Origin of the sequence: Brevundimonas vesicularis (genome assembly GCF_044807075.1) — a bacterium.
GTDB classification, from domain to species: domain Bacteria; phylum Pseudomonadota; class Alphaproteobacteria; order Caulobacterales; family Caulobacteraceae; genus Brevundimonas; species Brevundimonas vesicularis_G.
On the sequence record NZ_CP085234.1, the window covers coordinates 1,657,461 to 1,678,845 of the forward strand.

At 69.3% G+C, this 21,385-nt stretch carries 28 protein-coding genes and 1 pseudogene; 15 read left to right on the forward strand and 14 right to left on the reverse strand.

Annotated features, from left to right (window positions below):
- Window positions 1-65: 65 nt before the first annotated feature.
- Together LG306_RS08135 and fixJ are read left to right on the forward strand one after the other, a co-directional pair.
- Window positions 66-1,544, forward strand: coding sequence for a sensor histidine kinase (locus LG306_RS08135; RefSeq protein WP_404413573.1), 1,479 nt, complete (start codon window positions 66-68; stop codon window positions 1,542-1,544).
- Window positions 1,534-2,139, forward strand: coding sequence for a response regulator FixJ (fixJ, locus tag LG306_RS08140; protein WP_404413575.1), 606 nt, complete (start codon window positions 1,534-1,536; stop codon window positions 2,137-2,139). Before LG306_RS08135 ends, fixJ begins: the two co-directional genes overlap by 11 nt.
- A 52-nt stretch (window positions 2,140-2,191) precedes the next feature.
- On the opposite strand, the gene LG306_RS08145 is transcribed toward fixJ, so the two are convergent.
- Complete coding sequence (locus LG306_RS08145) at window positions 2,192-2,545, reverse strand: cytochrome-c peroxidase (protein WP_404413577.1); 354 nt, start codon at window positions 2,543-2,545, stop codon at window positions 2,192-2,194.
- Here LG306_RS08145 and LG306_RS08150 point away from each other — a divergent pair.
- Window positions 2,532-2,855 (forward strand): carboxymuconolactone decarboxylase family protein, encoded by a 324-nt coding sequence (locus LG306_RS08150; RefSeq protein WP_404413579.1) that lies wholly within the window; start codon window positions 2,532-2,534, stop codon window positions 2,853-2,855. The genes LG306_RS08145 and LG306_RS08150 overlap by 14 nt on opposite strands.
- A gap of 323 nt (window positions 2,856-3,178) precedes the next feature.
- On the opposite strand, the gene LG306_RS08155 is transcribed toward LG306_RS08150, so the two are convergent.
- The 4 genes from LG306_RS08155 to LG306_RS08170 all read right to left on the reverse strand — a co-directional run bounded on the left by LG306_RS08155 (window position 3,179) and on the right by LG306_RS08170 (window position 6,218).
- Window positions 3,179-4,207 (reverse strand): IS110 family transposase, encoded by a 1,029-nt coding sequence (locus LG306_RS08155; RefSeq protein WP_404413581.1) that lies wholly within the window; start codon window positions 4,205-4,207, stop codon window positions 3,179-3,181.
- A gap of 158 nt (window positions 4,208-4,365) precedes the next feature.
- Window positions 4,366-4,914 (reverse strand): hypothetical protein, encoded by a 549-nt coding sequence (locus LG306_RS08160; RefSeq protein ID WP_185224672.1) that lies wholly within the window; start codon window positions 4,912-4,914, stop codon window positions 4,366-4,368.
- Entirely contained in the window at window positions 4,904-5,509 is a 606-nt protein-coding gene (locus LG306_RS08165) for a matrixin family metalloprotease (protein ID WP_185224673.1), read from the reverse strand. The genes LG306_RS08160 and LG306_RS08165 overlap by 11 nt, the downstream gene beginning before the upstream one ends.
- 13 nt (window positions 5,510-5,522) lie before the next feature.
- Entirely contained in the window at window positions 5,523-6,218 is a 696-nt protein-coding gene (locus LG306_RS08170) for a hypothetical protein (protein WP_404413584.1), read from the reverse strand.
- Between the two features lie 199 nt (window positions 6,219-6,417).
- On the opposite strand from LG306_RS08170, the gene LG306_RS08175 reads away from it, so the two are divergent.
- Window positions 6,418-6,831: a four-helix bundle copper-binding protein gene (locus LG306_RS08175; protein ID WP_191558093.1), complete on the forward strand. Its 414-nt coding sequence runs from the start codon at window positions 6,418-6,420 to the stop codon at window positions 6,829-6,831.
- A 442-nt stretch (window positions 6,832-7,273) separates the two neighbouring features.
- A complete protein-coding gene (locus LG306_RS08180; RefSeq protein ID WP_404413586.1) occupies window positions 7,274-7,726 on the forward strand; it encodes a manganese efflux pump MntP family protein in 453 nt (150 codons plus the stop codon).
- A gap of 44 nt (window positions 7,727-7,770) precedes the next feature.
- On the opposite strand, the gene LG306_RS08185 is transcribed toward LG306_RS08180, so the two are convergent.
- Window positions 7,771-8,178, reverse strand: coding sequence for a helix-turn-helix domain-containing protein (locus tag LG306_RS08185; RefSeq protein ID WP_185224677.1), 408 nt, complete (start codon window positions 8,176-8,178; stop codon window positions 7,771-7,773).
- 62 nt (window positions 8,179-8,240) lie between these two features.
- On the opposite strand from LG306_RS08185, the gene LG306_RS08190 reads away from it, so the two are divergent.
- The 4 genes from LG306_RS08190 to LG306_RS08205 are packed head-to-tail and all read left to right on the forward strand — an operon-like array spanning window position 8,241 to window position 10,196.
- Complete coding sequence (locus LG306_RS08190) at window positions 8,241-8,627, forward strand: MFS transporter permease (RefSeq protein ID WP_185224678.1); 387 nt, start codon at window positions 8,241-8,243, stop codon at window positions 8,625-8,627.
- On the forward strand, window positions 8,624-8,842 hold the full coding sequence (locus LG306_RS08195; protein WP_276568684.1) for a GDCCVxC domain-containing (seleno)protein: 219 nt from the start codon (window positions 8,624-8,626) through the stop codon (window positions 8,840-8,842). Before LG306_RS08190 ends, LG306_RS08195 begins: the two co-directional genes overlap by 4 nt.
- A gap of 33 nt (window positions 8,843-8,875) precedes the next feature.
- The gene (locus LG306_RS08200) at window positions 8,876-9,235 is read left to right on the forward strand and encodes a bleomycin resistance protein (protein WP_185224679.1); all 360 of its coding nucleotides are present in this window, start codon (window positions 8,876-8,878) and stop codon (window positions 9,233-9,235) included.
- 46 nt (window positions 9,236-9,281) lie between these two features.
- Window positions 9,282-10,196: a HEPN domain-containing protein gene (locus LG306_RS08205; protein WP_404413589.1), complete on the forward strand. Its 915-nt coding sequence runs from the start codon at window positions 9,282-9,284 to the stop codon at window positions 10,194-10,196.
- Window positions 10,197-10,275: 79 nt separating this feature from the next.
- On the opposite strand, the gene LG306_RS08210 is transcribed toward LG306_RS08205, so the two are convergent.
- On the reverse strand, window positions 10,276-10,512 hold the full coding sequence (locus tag LG306_RS08210; protein WP_185224681.1) for a hypothetical protein: 237 nt from the start codon (window positions 10,510-10,512) through the stop codon (window positions 10,276-10,278).
- 436 nt (window positions 10,513-10,948) lie between these two features.
- On the opposite strand from LG306_RS08210, the gene LG306_RS08215 reads away from it, so the two are divergent.
- The 6 genes and pseudogenes from LG306_RS08215 to LG306_RS08240 all read left to right on the forward strand — a co-directional run bounded on the left by LG306_RS08215 (window position 10,949) and on the right by LG306_RS08240 (window position 15,070).
- On the forward strand, window positions 10,949-11,245 hold the full coding sequence (locus tag LG306_RS08215) for a DUF736 domain-containing protein (RefSeq protein WP_185224682.1): 297 nt from the start codon (window positions 10,949-10,951) through the stop codon (window positions 11,243-11,245).
- Window positions 11,246-11,315: 70 nt separating this feature from the next.
- Window positions 11,316-12,203, forward strand: coding sequence for an ArdC family protein (locus LG306_RS08220; RefSeq protein WP_404413592.1), 888 nt, complete (start codon window positions 11,316-11,318; stop codon window positions 12,201-12,203).
- Window positions 12,204-12,254: 51 nt separating this feature from the next.
- Window positions 12,255-12,404: pseudogene (locus LG306_RS08225) on the forward strand (DUF4238 domain-containing protein); the annotation flags it as partial.
- A 119-nt stretch (window positions 12,405-12,523) separates the two neighbouring features.
- Complete coding sequence (locus tag LG306_RS08230) at window positions 12,524-13,366, forward strand: DUF4238 domain-containing protein (RefSeq protein ID WP_404413594.1); 843 nt, start codon at window positions 12,524-12,526, stop codon at window positions 13,364-13,366.
- Between the two features lie 157 nt (window positions 13,367-13,523).
- Window positions 13,524-14,045, forward strand: coding sequence for a plasmid mobilization relaxosome protein MobC (gene mobC, locus LG306_RS08235; protein ID WP_185224685.1), 522 nt, complete (start codon window positions 13,524-13,526; stop codon window positions 14,043-14,045).
- Between the two features lie 5 nt (window positions 14,046-14,050).
- Window positions 14,051-15,070: a relaxase/mobilization nuclease domain-containing protein gene (locus LG306_RS08240; protein WP_185224686.1), complete on the forward strand. Its 1,020-nt coding sequence runs from the start codon at window positions 14,051-14,053 to the stop codon at window positions 15,068-15,070.
- 15 nt (window positions 15,071-15,085) lie between these two features.
- Here the strand turns inward: LG306_RS08240 and LG306_RS08245 are convergent, their stop codons facing one another.
- From LG306_RS08245 to LG306_RS08275, 7 genes are read right to left on the reverse strand one after another with little or no spacing between them, the layout of a single operon-like run.
- A complete protein-coding gene (locus LG306_RS08245; protein WP_185224687.1) occupies window positions 15,086-15,727 on the reverse strand; it encodes an LPD7 domain-containing protein in 642 nt (213 codons plus the stop codon).
- Window positions 15,727-17,580 carry a type IV secretory system conjugative DNA transfer family protein gene (locus LG306_RS08250; RefSeq protein WP_404413597.1) on the reverse strand — a complete coding sequence of 618 codons (1,854 nt, stop codon included), beginning with the start codon at window positions 17,578-17,580 and terminating at the stop codon, window positions 15,727-15,729. The genes LG306_RS08245 and LG306_RS08250 overlap by 1 nt, the downstream gene beginning before the upstream one ends.
- On the reverse strand, window positions 17,546-18,553 hold the full coding sequence (gene virB11, locus LG306_RS08255; RefSeq protein WP_404413599.1) for a P-type DNA transfer ATPase VirB11: 1,008 nt from the start codon (window positions 18,551-18,553) through the stop codon (window positions 17,546-17,548). The genes LG306_RS08250 and virB11 overlap by 35 nt, the downstream gene beginning before the upstream one ends.
- A complete protein-coding gene (virB10, locus tag LG306_RS08260) occupies window positions 18,553-19,677 on the reverse strand; it encodes a type IV secretion system protein VirB10 (RefSeq protein WP_404413601.1) in 1,125 nt (374 codons plus the stop codon). The genes virB11 and virB10 overlap by 1 nt, the downstream gene beginning before the upstream one ends.
- Window positions 19,674-20,501, reverse strand: a complete 828-nt coding sequence (locus LG306_RS08265; protein WP_185224690.1) for a TrbG/VirB9 family P-type conjugative transfer protein — start codon at window positions 20,499-20,501, stop codon at window positions 19,674-19,676. The genes virB10 and LG306_RS08265 overlap by 4 nt, the downstream gene beginning before the upstream one ends.
- Window positions 20,498-21,181, reverse strand: a complete 684-nt coding sequence (locus tag LG306_RS08270) for a virB8 family protein (RefSeq protein ID WP_404413603.1) — start codon at window positions 21,179-21,181, stop codon at window positions 20,498-20,500. The genes LG306_RS08265 and LG306_RS08270 overlap by 4 nt, the downstream gene beginning before the upstream one ends.
- On the reverse strand, window positions 21,178-21,384 hold the full coding sequence (locus tag LG306_RS08275; protein WP_185224692.1) for a hypothetical protein: 207 nt from the start codon (window positions 21,382-21,384) through the stop codon (window positions 21,178-21,180). Before LG306_RS08275 ends, LG306_RS08270 begins: the two co-directional genes overlap by 4 nt.
- Between the last annotated feature and the right edge of the window lies 1 nt (window position 21,385).

The window sequence follows — 21,385 nt, forward strand, 5'->3', positions numbered from 1 at the left end:
GGTCTTGACCCTAGGGGGAATTACGGAGGCGCGGCGCGGTGGCCAGAGGCGGTAAGGAGGGATCGATGCGCGTCTTCCGATCGCCGATCACCTCGCCGTCGGCCCTGATCCGACCGCACTCGTCGTGGATCGCCGCGGGGGCGGCGCTGCTTGTCGCCGGCCTGGCGGCCCTGGTGCGTCTGTATCTGCCGGACTCGTTGGATGCGCAGGCGTCCTTCCTGATCTTCGTGCCGGCCGTCGTGGTCGGCGCGGCGCTGGGGGGCGCCGGGCCGGGCGTTTTCGCGACGCTGCTGGGGCTGGCCGGCGGTCTGGCGCTGGCGCGGACCACCGAGCCGTCCTGGCTGGAGACCCTGCTGTTCCTCATCGTCGCCGCCGCCGTGACGCTGGGCGGCGAGTGGTTCCAGCGTGCTCATCGCGAGCTTTCAGGCCGCGAGACCCATCTGCGGCTGATCCTCAACACCGTGCCGGAGGCCATGATCCTGATCGACGACAAGGGCGTCATGCGGGCCTTCAGCCCGGCGGCGGAACGTCTGTTCGGCTGGACGGCGGACGAGGCGGTCGGCCGGAACGTCAGCGTGCTAATGCCGTCGCCCCACCGCGAGGCGCACGACGGCTATCTGGAGCGATACTATCGCACCGGCGAGCGGCGGATCATCGGCCTGGGCCGGGTGGTCGTGGGCGAGCGCCGGGACGGCTCGACCTTTCCCATGGAGCTGTCGGTCGGCGAGATGCGGACCGCCGAGGGACGCTTCTTCACCGGCTTCGTGCGCGACCTGACCGAGCGGCAGCAGGCGGAGGCGCGCCTGCAGGAGCTCCAGGCCGACCTGGTGCGCGTCTCGCGCCTGACCGCTCTGGGAGAGATGGCGTCGGCCCTGGCGCACGAGCTGAACCAGCCGCTGACGGCCATCGCCAACTATCTGAAGGGCTCGCGCCGTCTGCTGGCGGCCGAGGCGGTTCCGCTCGAGCGGGTGGCGGAGGCCGTCGACCGCGCCGCCGAGCAGGCCCTGCGCGCCGGCGTCATCATCCGCCGTCTGCGCGATTTCGTCGCCCGGGGCGAAACCGAGCGGCGCATCGAGGACCTGCCGAAGCTGGTGGAGGAGGCCAGCGCCCTGGCTCTGGTCGGCGCGCGCGAGCACGGCGTCCGCGTGCGCTTCGACCTCGATCCCGCCGCCGACCGGGTCGTCGCCGACAAGGTGCAGGTGCAGCAGGTGCTGCTGAACCTGATCCGCAACGCCGTCGACGTGATGGAGGACGCGCCGGTCAGGGATCTCGGGATTGCGGTGGCCACGATCGACAACGAGCATGTGCGCATCACGGTCTCCGACACCGGGGCGGGGATTTCGCCCGAGGTGGCGGACCAGCTGTTCCAGCCGTTCGTCACCACGAAGCGCACCGGCATGGGCGTCGGCCTGTCGATCTCGCGCACGATCATCGAGGCCCACGGCGGCCGAATCTGGTTTGAAGCCAACGACGCGGGCGGGACCGACTTCCACTTCACCCTGCAGCGCGCCCACCTTGAAGAGGAGCCGGCCGATGGCGAATGAAACCGTCGTCCATGTGATCGATGACGACGCCGCCGTGCGGGACTCGATCGCCTTCCTGCTGGAGACCGCCGACCTGCGGGTCTGCGCCCATGAGTCCGCCGTCGCCTTCCTCGCCGCCTCCGACCGAGCGCCCGGCTGCATCGTCACCGACGTCCGCATGCCGGAGATGACCGGCATCGAACTGGCGCGCCGTCTGCGTGACGGCGGATCGCGCGAGCCGGTGATCATCATCACCGGCCATGCCGACGTGCCCCTGGCGATCGAGGCGATGCACGCCGGGGTGGCCGACTTCATCGAGAAGCCGTTCGACGACGAACTGCTGCTGGCGGCGATCCGGCGCGTCGTCGACGAGGCCGGCGAGGCGGCGTCGGCGGAGGCCGAACGCCGGGAGATCGCCGCCCGCCTCGACAGCCTGTCCGGCCGGGAGCGGGATGTGCTGAAGGGCCTCGTCGAGGGCCACGCCAACAAGGTCATCGCCTACGACCTGGACATCAGCCCGCGCACCGTCGAGGTCTATCGCGCCAACCTGATGTCGAAGATGCAGGCGGGGAGCCTGTCGGAACTGGTGCGGATGGTCCTGAGCGTACATCCTTGATCGCTATCCGGCCGCAGGGGCGCTCGTCGCGACGAGAGAGACGCGACCAGCATCAGAGCGCCTCCAGGAAAGCGACAAGAGCCTCGCGTTCGTCTCTCGTGAGATTTCGTTCGATCAGGAGAGGATCGGTCGTCGAAAATAGCGGATCATTGACCTGTTCCGGCCGGGGACGAGGTCGCGCACCTCCGACGTTGTAGAAGGCGACCACCCCCTCAAGGGTCGGGAACAGGCCATTGTGCATCCACGGACCCGTGCGATTGATGCCGAGTAGCGACGGCGTGCGAAATGCGCCGACATCGGCGGGATCGCCGGTGACATCGTAGCGACCCAAATCCTCCCTCGCGCGGCCATAGAAGCTGAGGCCCAGATTGTGGAATCTCTGATCGCTCAGTGTGTCGCAGATCAATGGCTGCGCTCACTGTATCGACCTCCACACCCGGGATCTTCTGAAGACGATGCCGATCGACAAGGTCGTCCTGGTGCCTGTTTGGGAAGAGGTTCCGCATCTTTTCACCGCTACATACCGGGCGGCGCTCGCCTGGGCTGAGGAAGTCACCCGCGTGAGCGAGACACACGCGTCGGACGAGGCCTATGCTGCGGCCAGCGCAGCGTTCGAGGCGAAGGATCTGGTGGATCTCACCATCGCGATCGCCGCAATGAATGCGTTCAATCGGCTCGGCGCACCCTTCCGCTTGCCGGTGAAAGCGCAACCCTGATCACGTTGGCGGCGCCTCCGGCGGGGGCGCCGCGACCTTCGAAGTCCGAAATCCGGCTCCGGGACAATGTCTGCTTCTCTAATCGGGCATGGGGGTCAAGCTGGTTTTGATCGTCGGCCTGATCGATCACACGGGTCACGCTTCTCTTCGCAGTCTGGGTGGCTCCTTGCGAGCGGAGCCGCTGCACGCATGCATGGGATCAGGGTCTGGAGAGCCTCGCTTTTGGTCGCGCTCGAAGCGCAGCAGACATTTTCGGCTTCATCCATCCCGTCGTCCGCGTGGGACGATCCGGCCAGGATCGGAGTGAGGTTCGGTAGGTCAGGTCATGCCGCAGCCTCCGATCCGTGCCGGAACTCGGTGCCGTCGGCCCACATGCGGTGCAGGACGACAGCGAGCTTTCGGGCAACGGCGACGATGGCGCGTCGCCGGCCCTTGGTCTTCATCAACCGCATGCCCCAAGCCTTCAGGCTCGACCACGCGATCGAGCGCATGAGCATGGCGTTGGCGGCGGCGTACAGGGTGGCGCGCACGTCGGAGTCGCCGGCGTGGGAGATGCGGCCGGGATTGTCCTTCTCGCCGGACTGAAAGCGTCGAGGCGTCAGGCCGAAGTGCGCGCCGACGGTGCGCGAGCTCTTGAAGCGGGCGGGGTCATCGACGGCGGCCTTGAAGCTCAGGGCGGTGATCTCTCCGACGCCGGGGATGCCCATGAACCGGGTGCAGACCTCGTCTTCGTGAGCCGCCTTTCGCACCCGCCGGTCCAGCTCCATGAAGGTTTCGAACAACATCTGTCGCGCCTGGAGCATCGGCAGGAGAGCGCGGTTCAGCGCCGGATCGCTCTCGATGGTGTCGCGCACGGCGACGTCGAAGGCGCCGCGCGACAGGCGCATCGGCAGCTTCACGCCGAAGACCTTCAGCAGGCCGCGGATCTCGTTCTCCAGGTCGATGCACTTGCGCTGCATCACCTTGCGGCTGGTCAGCAGCGCGCGCAGGTGGTGGCTCTCGACGCTCTTCACATGGACGCGGCTGTACCAGCCCGAACGAAGTATCTGCGCGATGCCGCGGGCGTCGTGCTTGTCGGTCTTGTTGCGCATCGCCGACAGCGCCGCGTTGACCTGCCGCGCCTCCATGCACACGACCTCGAAGCCGGCTTCCCGAAGTCCATAGGTCAGGTGCTGGGTGAGCGTGCCGGCCTCCAGTCCGACCTGATGGATTGGCTCCCCGAACTCGTTCAGGCAGCGGACCAGGTCCGGCACGTCCGACGGCACGGACCGCTCGAGGCGGACCTTGCCCTCGTCATCGATGATGCAGACCGCCACTGAGCGCAGCGACACATCCAACGCAGCGTAGAACATCGTCGTCTCCCTTCATCTCGGACTGAGCCGAGAACTCTATGGGAGCTTGCCCCTTCGCAGGACCGCCCGATTACGCATGCTTCTGGCGCACTGCTGCCGTGGGGCCGGTAGAGCACTCGTCGGCGGCCCGGCACCCTGGCGCCACAAAGCCGTTCGAGTCAGTCGGCCCGCCGAAGCGGCGGCAGATCGATCGATCGATAAATTTGTTCGACCGTCGCGCAGCTGGCTTCGTCCCGGCAATGGCCGGTCGCGCCTAGCTCCATGCCATTAGCGGCGGCGGGCGCGGACTGCAGGGTCGGTACATCCGGCAGTCTCACCCTGAGACGAAGCGTTCGCCCGCCGGCAAATGCGTCTTGCGCATCGTGCCGAACCAAGTCGGCGTTCCGGCCGTCAACCAGAACGGTCTCTTTCGACCAGCCCGTCCGGCCCAAGGCACCTTCCGGGAAGCCGACCTGAGGCCGGTATTCGAAGGTGATTTCGGAGGACCCGTCGCCGACGGCGATGAAGCTCGGGTCGACCACGCCGGGCGGCTTCGGTATTTCCCGGAAACCAGGGGGGAGGGCGATCTCACAGCAACGGTCGAAGGTTATGGTGCGCCATTCCGGCGGGGTGATCGAGCCGCCTTCCGGTTCCTGTTCGCAGCCGCTGAGCAGAACCAGGGCGGTCGACGCCAGGGCAGGGACGACGACCGACCATCTAGCGCGCACCGTACTGCCTCCGAAGCTCGAGCGTCTCGGCCGAACAGGGGCGCGTCCTTGGATCCCCCGCATAGGTGCCGTAGCTCATGACGCAGCTATAGTCGCCATGGTGACCGAAGCCGAGCGCATGACCGAGTTCGTGAAGCGCCACGTATTCGTAGCTGTAGCGCGTCGATGAAACCCCGCCGGAGTGCGGGCACTGCAGATCCCCGTCTGCCGTATAGTAGCTGCCGTTCCAGAACAGCATCTGGTCGTTGATCCCGATCCAGGCCGAATTCATGGTCGTTCCTGTGCTGGGGTAGCGCGTGGTCTGGCCCGGCACGGACGGTGACAGCCGCTGGGGGGCGAAGGTTACGCGGCCAGTATAGGCCTGATAGTCGGTCTGGTAATTTTGCGAAGACCATCCGTAGTTCCACAGCGACCCTTGGCCATTCCAGGTGGAGATCGCCCTCTGGGTGGCCGGATCGCAGGCGGGCGGAAGGTCGACGTGAATAAAGACCTGGGCCGACGGAGAGGCCCATTTCCGCTCCATGGGCGGCGTCTGGGCGAGCGCCGGTGCGGTCGCCAGGGTCAGGCACGAGGCGAGGGTGACGAGCGTCTTCATTCGGAACTCCGGGTTAAAGACCTGCGGCGGTTCGGGCCGCGGCCAGCGAGCCGACGGGCGGCTGACCGATCACGGTCGGCAGCAACTGCTCGCCCCTCACGACGAAACCCGGCAGCAGCTGGGCATAGGCGCCTGTTCGCGGTGAACGCCCCGCTTCCGCGACGAGTTGTTCGTAATAGTCTCGCGAGAGCAGCAGCAGGAACCGGTCGCCGGCTTCCGGGCGCAGATCGGTGCTCACATCCATGTCCGCGCCGGAAACCTGGCGTACAACGAAGTCGGCGCCCGCTGGCAGGTCTCCCTTCAGGCTTTCGACGACGCGGAAACCGATAGAAGATCCGAACCCGTCGCCGCCGTCGGCTTGACGCGCCTGCACCGCCTCGGCGACGACGACAACGGGAGCCAGGGTCGCCTGCTGGGCGAAAGTCGCTTCCCCCCGAATGGCGGCGGACGCCGCTTCGAAGAGATCGACCCCGCGAGCGCGCAGCCGCCGCACGTCGCTGGGATTGGCCCCGGCGGCGACTAGGAGGTGAATGCTTTCCGTTGTCAGGGTGCTCTCCAGCCGCTCTCGCGTAGCTCCTTGGCGTCCCAGCCCAGGCGGACTTATGCGTGACGAGGCGAGCAGCGCGCGAAACTGCCCGTCCCTGCCGGAAAGTCCGCGTCTGGCGAAGGCGTTCTCCCGACCGCGCTGCCGTTCGGCTGTCCGCGCCAAGAAAGCCTCGACCGGGTTGGCTACGGCAGCCGGTCTCCCGACGCCCGGCGGCTGGGCGTCGCTCGCCCCCGAGGGCGCGGTCTGGCTGCCGGCTGGAGGGCTGTAGGCGACGGACGCAAACGCGAAGCCTCCCAGGCTCCACCGTTCGGAACATCAGTTCAACGCCCGGGTTTGATTCCGATCAGCCAAGGAGCCCCTGATGCAAATCCAACCGATGATCAGCACCCATCCGGACGTGCGCGGCAGCGTCAATGACAGCCTTGTTCGCGCGATCGAGGCGGCCTACGGCTGCGCCGCCGTGTGCCGCATCTGCGCCGACGCCTGCCTCGCCGAGGAGATGGTGAGGGATCTGACCCAGTGCATCCGCCTCGATCTCGACTGCGCGGATGTCTGCTTGGCCACGGCAGGCCTCGCCGCGCGGCGCGCCGGCAGCAACGAGGCCTTGATCAAACGCATGCTCGAAACCTGCGCCGAGATTTGCACCGATTGCGCTGTCGAATGCGAGAAGCACGCGGAGATGCATGAGCATTGCCGCATCTGCGCCGATGAATGCCGCCGCTGCGAAGGCGCCTGCCGGGCGGCCGAGGCCTCGATCACGCCTTCGCGCCACTGAGGCGAACGTCGTCGCCAAGGCTTGGCCCGACACGTGCTGGACGATGTCCGTCGCCCAAGCACCCTCGCCCGGGCCGGTGATCTCAACAAGCGCACGATCATGATGCGTCGTCTTGTCGATGGACCTCTGTACGCAACGCCGGCTAGAAGGCCGCTTCCTGTTGGGGAGTAGCTTCCGGCGATTCATCGTCGGGGCCGGGTCAACACACTCGCGCTTGGCGCGTGGTCCGGCCAGCGGAACCGCCGCCTAGCGAGACCAGCGCGTCCCACCGCCGCACCGGCCGGGAAGGGAGGCGCTGTTCGTTGCCCGGTGGATGCCCGTCATGACTCCCGTCGCCATCGCCGTCCTGTCCCTCAGCATGTCCACTGACGCGTTCGCGGCAGCGGTCGGCCGTGGCGCTTCGCATCGACCGACCCTGCCAGGCGCGGTCAAGGCGGGACTGGTGTTCGGCGTCATCGAGGCCATCACGCCCTTGATCTGCTGGGCGCTTGGCATGGTCGCCGCTGGCCTCGTCGAAAGGATCGACCACTGGATCGCGTTCGGCTTGCTGGCCGCTGTCGGCGGCAAGATGATCTGGGAAGCGACCCGTCCGCGGTCGGAGGAAGCGGGCGAGGCGCCCCGCCGGTCCGGACCGTGGGGGCTGATCGCCACGGCTGTCGGGACCAGTATCGACGCTGCCGCCGTCGGCGTCGGCCTTGCCTTCATTGGAGCCAATATCTGGGTCATCGCCGCTTCTATCGGCGTCGCGACCTTTTTGCTGACCACTGTCGGCATGCTGATCGGTCGGGCGGTCGGCCAGCGCTTCGGCAAAATGGCCGAACTGATCGGCGGCCTTGCCCTCGTCGCGCTCGGCCTGACTATCCTGCTTGAGCACCTGGGCTTTATCGGCGCTTGATCTGGCGTGAGCCTGTCCGCTCCCCGGGGCGCTCCGGCCCGCATCTATGCGATCGAGCCCAGTTCTTCGATCACCGGACACCGGACTCGGCCGCCCTCACTGCAGTCTGCGACGGCCTGCTTAAGCACCAATCGCAGCCGTTCGAGGTCCGCGATCTTGGCGTCCACGCTGGCGAGGTGGTCCTGGGCCATGTCGCGAACTTGGCAACACGCCTGCACGCCGGGCTCGCTGAGCGCGATCAGCCGCCGAATGGCGTCGATGCCGAAGCCCAGCTCGCGTGACCGACGGATGAAGCGCAGGCGTTGGGCGTGTTCCGGCTCGTAGCTCCTGTGGCCGCCGTCGGTCCGGGCCGGGGCTGGCATCAGGCCGATCCGCTCGTAATAGCGCACCGTTTCCAAGTTCACTCCCGCGCTGGCCGCGAGACGCCCGATCGTCAAACTTCGTGTGGACATGGCTCTTGATCCCGTAGTGGCTACGGGTTGTAGCCTCTAGCAGAAATCGAACGGGAGGCTCCATGGCCATCGATCAACACCGACCGAGAGATCCTGAGGTCGCCGTCAGCGCCTCGGCGGCCATCGGCGCCGCCGCCTCGGTGTTCGCCTGGGCCGCCTGCTGCGTGCTGCCCCTCGCTCTGTCGGTGGCGGGCGTATCCTTCGCCGGGGCCGCCGTCATCGCTGGCGCGAGAAACTGGCTGACGCTCCTGGCCGCCGTCATCCTCGCCGCCGGCTGGTTGCTCCATTGGCGCCGTCTGCGCATGTGCAAGAAGGACGGCGCATGCCGGCGCCCTTCGCGCCTGGCGTTCTGGCTGCTGGTGACCGCCAGCGTGCTGATCGTCCTGTCCCTGGCGTGGCAGCCCTACATCGAGCCCTGGGCCACGCCCCGACTGGCGGCGATGCGATGACGGCCGCCTTCGTTCTGGAGTCGACGCTGACCTGCCCGCATTGCGGTCATGTCGCGACGGAGACCATGCCCACCGACGCTTGCATCTGGTTTTACGATTGCCTCGGGTGCGGCTTGAAGCTGAAGCCGTTGCCGGGCGACTGCTGCGTATTCTGCTCCTATGCCGACGTGCCGTGTCCTCCGATCCAAGTGGATGGGAAGGGCTGTTGCGGCTAGGCTTCGGTGGCATCGCCGCATTCGGAGCTCGCCGTGACCGACCACGCAACGCCCAACCTGCCGTCGCGGGACTTCGAAACCACCTCCCGGTTCTACGCCAAGATCGGCTTCGAGGAGGGCTGGCGCGACGAAGGCTGGATGATCTTCAAACGGGGCGAACTCACGCTCGAGTTCTTCCCGCATCCGGACCTGGATCCGCTCACCAGCAACTTCAGCTGCTGCCTGAGGCTCGACGATCTGGACGCATTTTACGCAGCCTGCCTTGTCACCGGCCTGCCGGAAACCTGTTGGGGTCAACCCCGCTTGCACCCGCCAAAGGTCGAGGATTCAGGGCTGCGGATCGGCGCGCTGATCGACCCGGACGGGACCTTGGTCCGCCTGATCCAGAACTGAGGCTTCGCGCCTTGCTCCGATGCACTCCTTGGGCGAGACTCGCCCGATGAAGACTTCGATCGATCATCTGCCGCCGCGCAAGCAGGTGGAGCTGCGCCGGGTAGTCGAGGTGATCCGCGAGTCGTTCGCCGAGGCCGTCTCGACCCGCCGGGCCGAGCGGCTGAAGAACGGCAATATTCTCAAGATCATCCTCTATGGCTCTTATGCGCGCGGCGACTGGGTCCACGATCCGGTCGGACGCTATTTTTCGGACTTCGATCTGCTGATCGTCGTCGATCATGAAGACCTGACCGACGGCGAGTTCTGGCACGACGCCGAGAACAAGCTGATGCCGGGCGAGACACTGATCCGCACGCCGGTCAGCCTGATCGTGCACAGTCTTGGCGACGTGAACGAGCAGCTGGATCGCGGGCGCTACTTCTGGGCCGACATCGTGCGCGAGGGAATCGTTCTGTTCGACACGTCTGGCGCCAAGCTCCACAAGCCGGCGGACTTGAAGGCGAAGGTCGCCTTGGCCGAGGCGGAACAGCACCTAGAAAAGTGGATGGCCAGCGCCACTGGGGCGCAAAAGGGAGCCCGATTTTTCATCGAGAACGATCAGCCGAACTGGGCAGCGTTCTTACTCCACCAAGCCTCCGAGCATCTCTATCACTGCGTCCTGCTCGTGGTGACGCTCTACAGCGGCAAGGCGCACAACCTCGCGTTCCTACGCAAGAAGTGCGAAGCCGTCGACGTCCGGCTGGCCGAGGCTTGGCCACGCGAGACCAAGTTCGAGCGCCGTTCCTTCGAGCTGCTGCGCGAGGCCTATGTGAAGGCTCGCTACTCCAAACACTACAAGATCAGCGCCGAGGAACTGGCCTGGCTGACGGAGCGGGTCGAGATTCTGCGGGCCGTCGCGACGACCGTGTGTCAGGAGCGCCTCGACCAGTTGCGCGAGGCGGCGCGCGATGACGACGCCTAGGACCGCCGACCTCACGCCGTAACCGCGACCGATGCACCAGCGAGCGCGGCTTTGGATCGGCGGTCGCCGATACGGGCGTTCAGTGCAGCACTTCGCCGCCGACCGGATCGACCTGACGCAGCTGGCCGGCGGCGTCCTGGACGAAGACCTCGACCCGCGCGCCCCTGTCGATCAGGGTCGTCGCCTTGACGAGCGCGGACTCGATGGCGTCAACGCTGAAGTCGAAATGCCCCGAGGTTCGGCCGTCGCGAAGAACCCGCCAGTCGCCATCGCCGCGGATCACAGCGAACTGGATGGTGTCGGGGTGCATCGCCAAGCGATCGCCTCCTTACGCGTCCGCCGGTCATGCGTGCGGTCGTAGCCAATCTACAGGCCTTCTCTGGGCAGGTTCAAGAAGGCCCTGATCGAGCCGATGTGCAGGGCCAGAAGGTCGGACCGGAGCGGGTCATGCGCGGGGAGGGCTCCGAGGCGGGGTGAGGGTCTCTCGCCGGCGGGCCAGCCCGCGCGGCCTCTCGAAGGGCTTGATCTGACCGAAAGCCGTCCGTCTTCCGCAACCGGCGCGGGGCGAGTTTCTTCCCCGGCCTGGCGGCCTCCTCGCGCAAGTCAAGAAACACGCCCCGCCCGGTCCTTCGCATGCGCTGCGGGGTCTCTCACGCCTGCGGCGCTGCGACCTGCGGGCCGTCCGTCTCCCGGTCCGTCGATCGCCATCGAGGCCGCGGCAGGCGTGGCCCGACAGCAAAGGAGAGACTTCCATGGCCACCATCGGTTCCTTCACCCAGCAAGCAGACGGAAGCTACAGCGGTTCGATCAAGACCCTGACCCTCAACGTCAAGGCGGCCCAGCTCCGGGCCAACGAGAAGACCGACGACAAGGCTCCAGACTTCCGCATCTTCTCCGGCCAGACCGAGTTCGGCGCCGCCTGGAAGAAGACCAGCCAGCAGAACCGCGACTACCTGTCGGTCAAGCTCGACGATCCCAGCTTCCCCGCTCCGATCTACGCCTCCCTGGTCGAGATCGAAGGCGGACACAGCCTGATCTGGTCCCGCTGAGCGAGCCGCGGCGGCGCTGACGACAGCGCCGCCGCCCCTTCTTCACATCCCATTTTTCGAGGAGGCCGCCATGTCGCGCCCCGACGAACCCTCACGTTCCGATCTCCACACCCGCATCACCCGCCAGATCGTCGCCCAGCTCGAAGCCGGCGTCCGGCCCTGGACCCAGCCCTGGGCCGCATCCGAAAGCGTCAGCCGGCCGCTCAGGCACGACGGCACGCCCTACCAGGGCATCAACGTCGTCCTGCTGTGGGGCGAGGCCGCGGCCCGAGGCTTCCAGTCCGCCACCTGGATGACCTTCCGTCAGGCGCTGGCGCTGAACGCCTGTGTCCGCAAGGGCGAGCGGGGTTCCACCGTCGTCTACGCCGATCAACTGGTCCGCACCGACGCCGATGACGCCGGCGAGGAGGCGACCCGGCGAATTCCCTTCCTGAAGGCCTACACCGTCTTCAACGTCGAGCAGATCGAGGGCCTGCCCGCGTCGTACGCTCCGGCGCCGACGCCGGTCCTGAACTCGGGTCAACGCCTCGCTCGGGCCGAGGCGTTTTTCGCCGCGACGGGGGCGGAGGTCCGTCATGGCGGCGGATGCGCCTTCTATGCGCCGGAGCCGGACTTCGTGCAGATGCCGGCGTTCGAGAGCTTCCGCGATCCGGAAGCCTATTACGCCACGCTAAGCCACGAGCTGACGCACTGGACCCGGCATCCCAGCCGGCTCGACCGCGACTTCGGACGCCGTCGGCACGGAGACGCCGGCTACGCCCGGGAAGAGCTGGTGGCCGAACTCGGCGCCGCGTTCCTCTGCGCCGACCTCGGACTGGCCCTGCAGCCTCGCGAGGATCACGCCGCCTATCTCGCCTCGTGGCTCCAGGTGCTGCGCGACGACACCCGGTTCATCTTCTCGGCCGCCGCCCGCGCCCAACGCGCCGTGGCGTGGCTCCATGCGCTCCAGTCGGGATGATGTCTGGTCTCCGGCGTCAGCTTCAGCCAGCCTTCGCTCAGGAGGGTGGCGATGGCCGACAACAAGAACCAGCATTTTGTCCCGAAGGCCCATCTGAAGCCGTTCTCGGTCGACGGCGAAGGCAAGGCCATTCACCTGTTCAATCTGGACGCCGGCCGGGCCATCCCGAACGCGGCCGTCCGCAAGCAGTGCTCCCACGACTATCTCTACGGTCGGGACGCACAGCTCGAGAGAGCCATCCAGACGATCGAGGGGCGTACGGGTCAGCGATCCAGCGGCTGGTCATCCAGGGCGCGGACCCGACCGGGCTCGATCGCCTCGTGCTTCGCCGGTTTGTGCTTCTCCAGCATCTGCGGACCGAGGCCGCGTCCGTCAGCGCCAGCCAGATCGCCGCCGCCCTGGCGCAGCTGCCGGGGGTCTTGCCGGACGGGGCGGCGTTCGACCCGAAGGCGGCGATGCTCGAGGCGGTTCAGGCGGCGATGCTGTTCTATGCGCGCTCGATGAAAATCGTGGACGATCTGCAGATGACGCTCGTCCGGAACCGGACCGCCACGCCGTTCGTGACCTCCGACGATCCGGCGGTTCTCACCAATCGATGGCACCTGCAGAACCCCCGGGCGCGCGGGCTGGCGTTCGGGGTTCGCAGCGGCGGCGCGGTGATGCTGCTGCCGCTGTCTCCGGAGCTGCTCGTCGTCTTCCACGATCCGGGCGTCTACGCCGTTCCGCATCAGGACGGCGTGATCGAGTTGCGACGCGAGGACGACGTGCTGGCGCTCAACGACCATCAGATCCTGAACTGCGCGGCGAACCTGTATTTCCGGAGATGGGAAGACCGCACCGTGGTCGCGGGCGCGGTGAGGGAGGCGGCCGACCGTCGCCAGACCCCGCGACACCGGACGACCTATGCGGTCCGGGACGAGGTCGTCGGCGAGCACGTTCGCTACGAAGTGCGCCCCCTGGCCGACATCGTTCCGCAGGCCGATCGGGATGTGCTCGTGCACACCGAAACGCTCCGCGCCCGGCCCGCCCGATGGCCGAGGTTTCTGCAGTATCGGCGGGACGGCCGTCTGTACTCCAACGGAACGCGCACCGGGTTCGTGCGCGAAGGATGCCTCGCAGCGGGCTTCGTCGAGGGTGCCGGCTACCGACGCGTCAGGGTCTGAACCCTCCGGCTGGGGCGTCCGGCAGGACGGCGGGCGAGCGGCCGTCTTCGGTCGCCGAGGGGAGGGCGGCTACACCTGAGGCCTACGGGGCGAGGGGGGTGACGGTCTAGGGCAGGATAGGCTTTGCGCCGGCAATGTCTGACAAAGCCCCCGACCGATGGACCGCCTCACCCTTCGTCTTCCACCTGATCTGGCGCGCCGCTTCGACGCCGCGGCGGCCGGTCGCGGCGGGCGCTCGCGGTTCCTGCGCAGCCTGATGGAGGCGGCCGCCCAGGCGCCCGTGCCCGAAGCTCCGGACCGTCCGCCGGGCGGCGGGGCCGGCAAGCTGACCCTGCGCCTCGGGGCGGACGACCTGGCCCTGGTCGAGGCCGTGGCCGCCGGCGTGGGCCTGTCCCGGACCCAATGGTGCGTCGCCCTGATCCGCCGACGTCTCCATGGGTCGCCGCAGTTCAGTCCGCCGGACGCGATCGTCCTCATCGAGGTTCAGCGCGAGCTCCGGCGCATCGGCGTCAACGTCAACCAGATCGCCCGGGCCCTGAACACGGCGGTGATGGAGGGCCAGGTGCTCGACCTGGAGACCGCGCAGCTGGCCGCCTTCACCGAGGAGATTCGCCGCCATCTTCTCGGGCTGCGCGACGCCTTCGAGGGCAATCTCGCCTATTGGGCGTCCGAGCCTTGAGCCCGATGCGGACCCCGTCCGGCTTCGAGGAGGCGCTGCGCCCCCCGGTGGACCTACGGCGGGCGCGGCTGACCCCCGCGGTGCTCGGCAAGCTCTCGTCCAGGGCGCCGGACGCGGCGCGCAGTCAACTCATGCGCGTGGTCCGGGGCGCGCCGGAGGTCATGGTCAAGATCACCGGGCGCACGCGCGACGGCGGCCATCTCGTGCGCCATCTCGACTACATCTCCCGCGACGGCGCCCTGGCTCTGGAGGGGCCGGACGGCGAGCGGCTGGTCGGCCGTGAGGCGGTGAGGACGCTGGCCGGGGACTGGGCGGCGGAGCTGGCCGTGGAGCCGCATCGCCGGAAGGATTCGCCGGCGTCCCTGTCCGTGGTCCTGAGCATGCCGGCCGGGACCGAGCCCTATCGGCTGCACGATGCGGCGCGGGCCTTCGCCGCCGCGACCTTCGGCGACCGGTTCGCCTATGTGTTCGCGCTCCACGACGAGGGACGGCATCCGCACGTGCATCTCACCGTGCGGATGCTGGGTCGGGACGGGGAGAGGCTGAACCCCCGCAAGGCGGACCTGCAGGCCTGGCGCGAAGGGTTCGCCAGGACTCTGCGCGAGCGAGGCGTCGAGGCGGAGGCCACGCCACGCAGGGCGCGAGGCGTGGTGCGCAAGGCCGACCCGATCGCCATCCGGAAACTGCGGGAACGCGCGATGGCGGGTGGGACCGACATGCCCCGCGTCCTCGCCTCGGCCTGGCGCGAGGCGGTCGAGGGCGGGACGGGATCGGAGCCCTGGCGGCGGCCGATCCGCGCCCGCCAGCTGGCGGTCCGTAGGGCCTTCGTGGCCGAGGCCGTCGCCCTGCAGAAGTCTGGGGACGCCGCTGACCAGCGGTTCGGAGAGGCGATCGAACGGTTCGTCCGCGCATTGCCCGAGGTCGAGACCCGCCGCGACCTGCTGCGACGACGGATTGAAGCGGCCAGGGAGACGCCATCCCGCCAGCGGGATGACGGGCGGGCGCCGGGCGGACGCGCTCGATAGGGGCTCGCGCCCCGGTCAGCGGTCGCGGCCGCCCCTGGAGGGCCGGTCTTGCGCGTCGCGCGAGCGCTCCAGATAGGGCGCGGCGCGGGTCCAGGCGCGGGCGATCAGCCGCGCCTGCATCTCGGGATCGACCACCACGGCGCGGACGACCTGGGCGGCCATGGCCAGGCGCGCCTCCACCGTGCGGGAGGCGGGCTTGCGCTCCAGCGATCGGTCGCGGTCCGCCGCGGGCGGGCCTTGGTCGCGACCGGCTGGCGCGGCCGCCGCGCGGTCCCGTTCGGTGGGTCGATGACCTTTCACCTCGAGGCCGAGCGCCTGGGCCTGGACCCAGACCTCGCGCCGGAATGCGTCATCGCCGGCGACGCGGAGGCTCGACCATCCCCGGTGTTCGGCCACCTTGAGCATGTCGGCCACGGTGTCGGGGTAGGACTGGCGGGCGACAAGCGATCGGCCCTTGTCCTGGAACATGGGTTCGCGGGCGCGGTGGTCGCGATAATAGCGTTCGGGACGGCCTTGCCGGTCGCGTTCGACGAGATAGCGGTCGAGCAGGGCGGCGGGGACGTCGCCCTTGTCCAGCGACCGCGCCCGCCGCGCGCCGGCGTCGCCGACGGGCGAGAGGCGATTTGACGGCGCCGCGGTCTTGTCCGGACTGGCCATCAGCGGTCACGCGCCTCCATAAGGGCCGGCCCGGGCCGGCCCGCCGTGTCGATCATCCGGTCGATCCAGTCGCCGAACTCGGCTTCCGAGGCGGCCGACGTGGGCGGGGCGAGACCCTCGGCCGCGAGTTCGGCCGCGAGGCTGTCGAAATCCAGGCTCGGGGTGTCAGAGCCGATCGGCGAGGGGTCGGAGCCCGCGGCCGGCGCCGGGGCGGGCGGAACGACCGGCGCATCGCGGAGACGATCGGTGAAGGCCCGCTCGCGGTAGTAGAGGATCTTGCGCGCCCGGACCGGCGGCAGCCCGGCCTTGAGGACCAGCAGGGCGTCGGCCGGCAGCTGCATCAGCTCCTGCGGCAGCATCAGGGCGCGGCGCTGGTCGGACTCCGTCTGGCTGCGGCGGCCTTGCGCCAGACCGCTCGGCCGGCTGCGGCTGCGCGCGCGGTAGGTGTAGTAGCCGAGCCGTTCGCTGAGGTCCTGGGCGACCTTGAGCTCCTTCGGCGCGAAGACCACCTCGATGCCGCAGTTGGTCAGGATCTCCTCGGCGAGATCCGCGCCGTAGAGGCCGCGCAGCTGGGACGGGCTCTGGATCACCGGCAGCAGCCGCAGGCCATAGCCCGCCACCCAGGCGAAGGCATGCGCCAGGACCGGCGCCCGTCCGAGCCGGGCGAACTCGTCGAGCAGGACGAGCACGGGGCGATCGGTCGGACCGGGCAGGGCGCGGCTGTTCAGGTCGACGAGCTGCTGGAACAGCAGGGCGTAGAGCGGAGCGACGCGCAACAGGTTGTCCGGCGAGGCGCCCAGGTAGAGCGAAAGGCCGCTCTGGCGGACCGTCCGGAGATCGAAGTCGCTGGCGCTGGTGGCGGCGTCGACGGCCGGGTTGAGCCACAGGCCCATCCGGCTGGTGATCGACTGGCGCACCGAGGCGAAGGTGTTTTCGCTCGAGGCGCAGAAGTCGATGAGGGCCGAGATGCAGCCGGGCGACAGCGGACGGCCCTGGCGGCGGCGCGCCTCGATCAGCGCCGGAAAGCGCAGACGGGGATCGCCCTGGGTCAGCTGGCGATAGATTTCGCCCAGGGTGAAGGGCCGGTCGGGCGTCTCGGCGACGAAGGCGCCGACGCCGATGAAGCCGATCCGGGCGGCCTCGGACCAGAACGGGTCGGCGTGATCGCTGCCGGTGAACAGCATGGCGGCCATGCGCTGCAGTTCGTCCAGCACGGCGGCGGGATCGCTCCGCTCGATGTGGGCGAGCGGATTGTACCGGGCCGTGCGCCCGTCCTTCGCCAGGGGATCGAAGAGCAGGACGCGCTGGCCGGCCTCGGCGCGGTAGCCGGCCGTGGCCGCGAAATTCTCGCGCTTGATGTCGAGGACCACCACTGAGCCGGGCCAGGCCAGCAGGTTGGGAATGACGACGCCGACGCCCTTGCCGGTGCGGGTCGGCGCATAGAGGATGACGTGATCCGGCCCGTCAGCGATCAGCAGGCGGTCGCCGGCCCGGCCGAGGATCACCCCCTGACGCGCGCGCAGACCGGCGCGGCGCTGCTCCGAAGCGGACGCCCACCGGGCCGCGCCGTGAAGCGGGCGGCGGGCGTTGAGCGCGACCGCGGCCGCAAGGACCAGGCAGACGAGGCCGCCGGACGCTGAGCCGATCGTCAGCCAGCGGCGGACCTCGGGGTCATGCCGGTAGTAGAGGAACCAGGCCGGGACGCGGGCGGGATCGATGTCGCCGGAGAACCGGCCCAGGCCGATCAGGGCGACGGCCATGGCGAAGACCCCGACAACGCCGAGGCCGAGGAGCGCGGCGGCGCCGAGCAGCGCCGTCCTAGCCGCCGGGCTGGCGCTTGCGAACCGGGTCATGCCAGACCTCCGTCACCCGGAAACGCCCGTCGACCTTCTTCATCTGGATGACAACGTCGACGAGCAGGTGGAGCAGGGCGCGGATGTCCTCGCGCGGCAGGTCGCGACCGCCCTCGGATTCGCGCACCAGCAGGGTGAGCTGTTCGAAGGCCAGGGCGGCGGAATCCGCATGCACCGTGGTGATCGAACCGGGGTGACCCGAGTTGACGTTGCGCAGGTAGAAGAAGGCCGTGCCGTCGCGAAGCTCCTGCAGCAGGATGCGGTCCGGCCGCATCCGCAGGGCGCTTTCCAGAAGCTGTTTGGGGCCGATCCGGGCCAGACCCTGCCCGTCCTTGGAATAGACGAGGTGGACGACATTGCGATGCGGCACCACGAACTCGCGGGTGTCCTCGATCGTCAGCAGGCGCTCGTGATCCGGAATCAGCTCGATCAGCCCCTTGGCCAGGGTGGTCTTGCCCGAGCCCGTCGCGCCGGAGATCAGGATGTTGCGCCGGGCCGCCACCGCCAGGGTGAGAAAACCCGGCCAGTCGCGGGCCTCGCGCAGCCGCACCAGTTCGGCGTCGGCGGGGTCGGACGCGTCGGCCTGGGCGTCGGCGACCTGGTCGAACAGGCCGGCCGCGGAAAAATCCTTCAGACCCAGGCGGCGCCGCGACGGCTTTCTCAGCGTCAGGGACAGGCCTCCGTCGGCCGCGACCGGCGGCAGGACGATCTGGCAGCGGATGTCGCCGGGCAGGGTGGTCGAGCAGATCGGCTGTTCGGGGCCGACGTCCTGCCGGGTGTAGGCCGCGGCCGCCACCGCCAAGGTGCGGAGCCAGGCCTCGGTCAGCTCCGGCGCCTCGGACCAGCGCCAGGCCCCGTCGGCCTCGACCCCGACCTCGCCGGGCCGGTTGATGACGACCTCGGTGACGGACGCCGGCTCCAGGAAGGGGCGCAGCGGCGCGATGTAGTGATCCAGAACGGAGGTGTCGTCCATCAGCGCGGCCGCAGCTGATAGACCCCGGAGAAATCCAGGTCCTGGGCCACGAAGATCGACACCTCGGCCCCCTGACCCTTGCGCAGCGTCGGCGGGATGTCGACCGAGCCCTGAAGGGCGACGCTCGCGGCGTCGGACGGCAGGCGGGCCGTGGCGGAACCGCCGTCGCTCCGACCCACGGCGGCGTAGACGCCGTCGTCGACGATGGAAAGCAACAGGGCGCCGCCGAACCGGTCCCAGAACCGGGTGTCCACGTCGCCGTCGAAGCCCGAACGGCCGAGCGCGTCGGCGGCCGGCGAGGCGAGGGCGACGGCGACGCCAGTGGGCGTCACGGCCCGGGTCCACAGGACGAACAGCCGGCACCGGCCCTGTTGCAGGCCGCCGCGATACTCGCCGAGCACCCGGGTGCCGCGTTCCATCAGCACCACGGCGCCGTTGTCCGACCAGGCGTCGCGCGGCAGGACGCAGGTCACATAGCCGGGCGTGGTGCTGTCCATGGCGGTCTGCAGGACGCAGGGCACGCTGGTCCCTGCGGTGATCAGAAGGTTGCGGTCCGGCAGACGGCCCGCCCGCGCCTGGCTCACCGGCGTGATCTGACGCAGCTGGTCGAGCGAGGTCGGGGCGCCCGGAGGCAGGGAGGGCGCCACGACCGGCGGCGCAGTCGATGGGCCGCCGCCGGCGCGGCTATAGGCGAGGACGGGCGCGCGCCGGGCGCTTTCGGCCAGTGCGCGCCGCTGTTCCGCCGGCGAAGGACCGGATGCGGTCGGCTCCGGGTCCCGGGGACCCGCCTCAAGGGGCGGGACGACCTCCCCGTCGGTCAGCGTCGGCGCATACGGATCGACGGCGCCGTCGTCCAGCAAGGGCGGTGTTTCGCGGCGGGCAGGCTCGAACGGCGCCGTCTGCCGGGGCGGCTCGTCGCGCCGGGTCGGCTCGGCGCCGTCCGCGTCGCCGCGGTCCCAGCTTGCGATCAGGAAGACGCCGCACCCGACCGCCAAGGCAGCGAGGGTGACGACCTTGCCCTGCCGTCCGCCGAGCCGGCCGGCGATGGGCGAGACGCCGCGGTCGGTCGCCGGCGACGGCGGCTTCGGATCTTCCGGCGGCGGGGTCGGATCGAGGTGGCTCATGACGGGCTCCCCGCCGGCGCGCGATCGACGGCGGGCGAGGCCGTGCCGGTGCCGAGGCCCACGCCGCGGGCGTCATGGGCGTCGTTGAACAGGCAGAGGACCGACCGCCCCCGCCTCAACCGCAAACCGCGCACGACGCCATGGATGACCACGAATTCGCCGCGCACGTCATAGGGGACGAGACGCTCGGACCCGTCCTCCCCGACCTCGAACAGGGCCGGCAGGGCCTGGACGCCTGGGAAGCGCAGCACGGTGAAGCGGCCGTTGTCGCTGACCTCGCTGGGCTGCAGGGCGGCGTCGCCCTGGGCCGACCAGGCCAGGTTGCGGGCGCCCTCGACGATGCCGCGCTCCAGCTCAAGACTGATCAGGCGCTGCTCCACCGCCTCGGCCGAGGCGGCCAGGGTGCGGGCCGCCTCGGCCTGTTCGTCGGCCGGGTAGCGGAACCGGACCTGATAGGCGATGGCGGTGCGGTCGCCGGTGTCGCGGGCCACAAGTTCGAAGGCGTAGTGCCGGGCTGCGCCGCCGCGATCGGTGACGACCAGCAGATTGGTCGGCTGGTGACGTTCGCGAGGCTTGAGGAAGAGCACCGAGCCTTCCGCGGCCACCTCCCAGGCGACGCTGTCCCCGATCGCGGCGTGACGGATGGTCTCCTCGGGCGAGAAGACGATCTGGGTCGCCGTGCGGAACGCCCCGGCGATCCGGTAGACGGCCGCCGGATCGTAGGTGAGCTCGTGGATCCGGGGATCGGGCAGGGTCTGCGCCGCCACGGGGGAGGTCAGGGCGAGCCCGGCGATGAGGGTCAGGAGGGGTCGGGGGGATTTCATCGGATGACCTCCGGATCGGCGCGGTAGGACGTGACCTGGAAGCCGAGGGGGTTCCTCAGCCGGTCCGGTTCGGACATCGGCGCGCGGGTGTAGGTGAAGGCGATGGTGGCGATCCAGTCGCTGTCCACCGTCTGCTGGGCCTGGCGGACCGTGCGGTGGAAGCGGACGTTGGCGACGCCGTCGTTGATGAAGCCGATGGCCCGGATCGAGACGATCGCCTCGCCGTCGCGCCCGTAGAGGTTCTGCGGGCTCGCCGGATTGGAGCCGCGGAACAGGTCGGCCCAGCGCCGCTGCTCCGACGGGGCGGACAGGATGGAGACGAGCCGGAAGGCGTCTTCGGCGGCCGGATCGAGGTAGCCCTCGCGGTGGCGGACGTACTGGGCGAGGAAATATTTGCTGACGGCCTCGTCGTAGCGAACCGGGCCGTCCTCGGCCGAAAGGCCGCGCACCACGTCGACCGCGCCCGTGGTCTGATCCACCCGGATGACGAAGGGTTCGGTGGATTTCAGCGGCGTCAGCATGGCCACCGCGCCGGTCGAGATCACCGCCAGACCCGTGGCCAGGGCGGCGGCCGACCAGGCGAGACGGCGCGACCGCAGCGCGGACGCCAGCCGGTCCTGATCCCAGCGCCGCGCCTCCGCGAAGTAGCGCTTCAGATCGGGGGAGGGCACGCCGCTCATGCGCAGCCTCCCGCGCCCGGGTTGACCGCGGCGCCAGCCGCCGGCGCGGCCGGTTGCGGCGGGGCCTCCGGGGCGAGCACCGAACCATGTGGATTGGCCGGCCGCCGGTCTGAGCCGTCGCAGGCGGGCAGGACGGGATCGCCCCGGTGGGCGCAGCCGGCCAGCAGCATCAGGCCGGCGAGCAGAAGGGGTCGGCAGGTCATG

What these genes read in the sequence shown, in the direction of transcription:
- LG306_RS08195 (WP_276568684.1), top strand. Translation starts at nt 8,624, where the DNA reads ATGACGGCCGCCTTCGTTCTGGAGTCGACGCTGACCTGCCCGCATTGC.
- LG306_RS08270 (WP_404413603.1), bottom strand. Translation starts at nt 21,181, where the DNA reads ATGAGCGGCGTGCCCTCCCCCGATCTGAAGCGCTACTTCGCGGAGGCG.
- LG306_RS08175 (WP_191558093.1), top strand. Translation starts at nt 6,418, where the DNA reads ATGCAAATCCAACCGATGATCAGCACCCATCCGGACGTGCGCGGCAGC.
- LG306_RS08275 (WP_185224692.1), bottom strand. Translation starts at nt 21,384, where the DNA reads ATGACCTGCCGACCCCTTCTGCTCGCCGGCCTGATGCTGCTGGCCGGC.
- LG306_RS08245 (WP_185224687.1), bottom strand. Translation starts at nt 15,727, where the DNA reads ATGGCCAGTCCGGACAAGACCGCGGCGCCGTCAAATCGCCTCTCGCCC.
- LG306_RS08165 (WP_185224673.1), bottom strand. Translation starts at nt 5,509, where the DNA reads ATGAAGACGCTCGTCACCCTCGCCTCGTGCCTGACCCTGGCGACCGCA.
- fixJ (WP_404413575.1), top strand. Translation starts at nt 1,534, where the DNA reads ATGGCGAATGAAACCGTCGTCCATGTGATCGATGACGACGCCGCCGTG.
- virB11 (WP_404413599.1), bottom strand. Translation starts at nt 18,553, where the DNA reads ATGGACGACACCTCCGTTCTGGATCACTACATCGCGCCGCTGCGCCCC.
- LG306_RS08185 (WP_185224677.1), bottom strand. Translation starts at nt 8,178, where the DNA reads ATGTCCACACGAAGTTTGACGATCGGGCGTCTCGCGGCCAGCGCGGGA.
- LG306_RS08135 (WP_404413573.1), top strand. Translation starts at nt 66, where the DNA reads ATGCGCGTCTTCCGATCGCCGATCACCTCGCCGTCGGCCCTGATCCGA.
- LG306_RS08240 (WP_185224686.1), top strand. Translation starts at nt 14,051, where the DNA reads ATGCGGACCCCGTCCGGCTTCGAGGAGGCGCTGCGCCCCCCGGTGGAC.
- LG306_RS08220 (WP_404413592.1), top strand. Translation starts at nt 11,316, where the DNA reads ATGTCGCGCCCCGACGAACCCTCACGTTCCGATCTCCACACCCGCATC.
- LG306_RS08155 (WP_404413581.1), bottom strand. Translation starts at nt 4,207, where the DNA reads ATGTTCTACGCTGCGTTGGATGTGTCGCTGCGCTCAGTGGCGGTCTGC.
- LG306_RS08190 (WP_185224678.1), top strand. Translation starts at nt 8,241, where the DNA reads ATGGCCATCGATCAACACCGACCGAGAGATCCTGAGGTCGCCGTCAGC.
- LG306_RS08215 (WP_185224682.1), top strand. Translation starts at nt 10,949, where the DNA reads ATGGCCACCATCGGTTCCTTCACCCAGCAAGCAGACGGAAGCTACAGC.
- virB10 (WP_404413601.1), bottom strand. Translation starts at nt 19,677, where the DNA reads ATGAGCCACCTCGATCCGACCCCGCCGCCGGAAGATCCGAAGCCGCCG.
- LG306_RS08205 (WP_404413589.1), top strand. Translation starts at nt 9,282, where the DNA reads ATGAAGACTTCGATCGATCATCTGCCGCCGCGCAAGCAGGTGGAGCTG.
- mobC (WP_185224685.1), top strand. Translation starts at nt 13,524, where the DNA reads ATGGACCGCCTCACCCTTCGTCTTCCACCTGATCTGGCGCGCCGCTTC.
- LG306_RS08265 (WP_185224690.1), bottom strand. Translation starts at nt 20,501, where the DNA reads ATGAAATCCCCCCGACCCCTCCTGACCCTCATCGCCGGGCTCGCCCTG.
- LG306_RS08250 (WP_404413597.1), bottom strand. Translation starts at nt 17,580, where the DNA reads ATGACCCGGTTCGCAAGCGCCAGCCCGGCGGCTAGGACGGCGCTGCTC.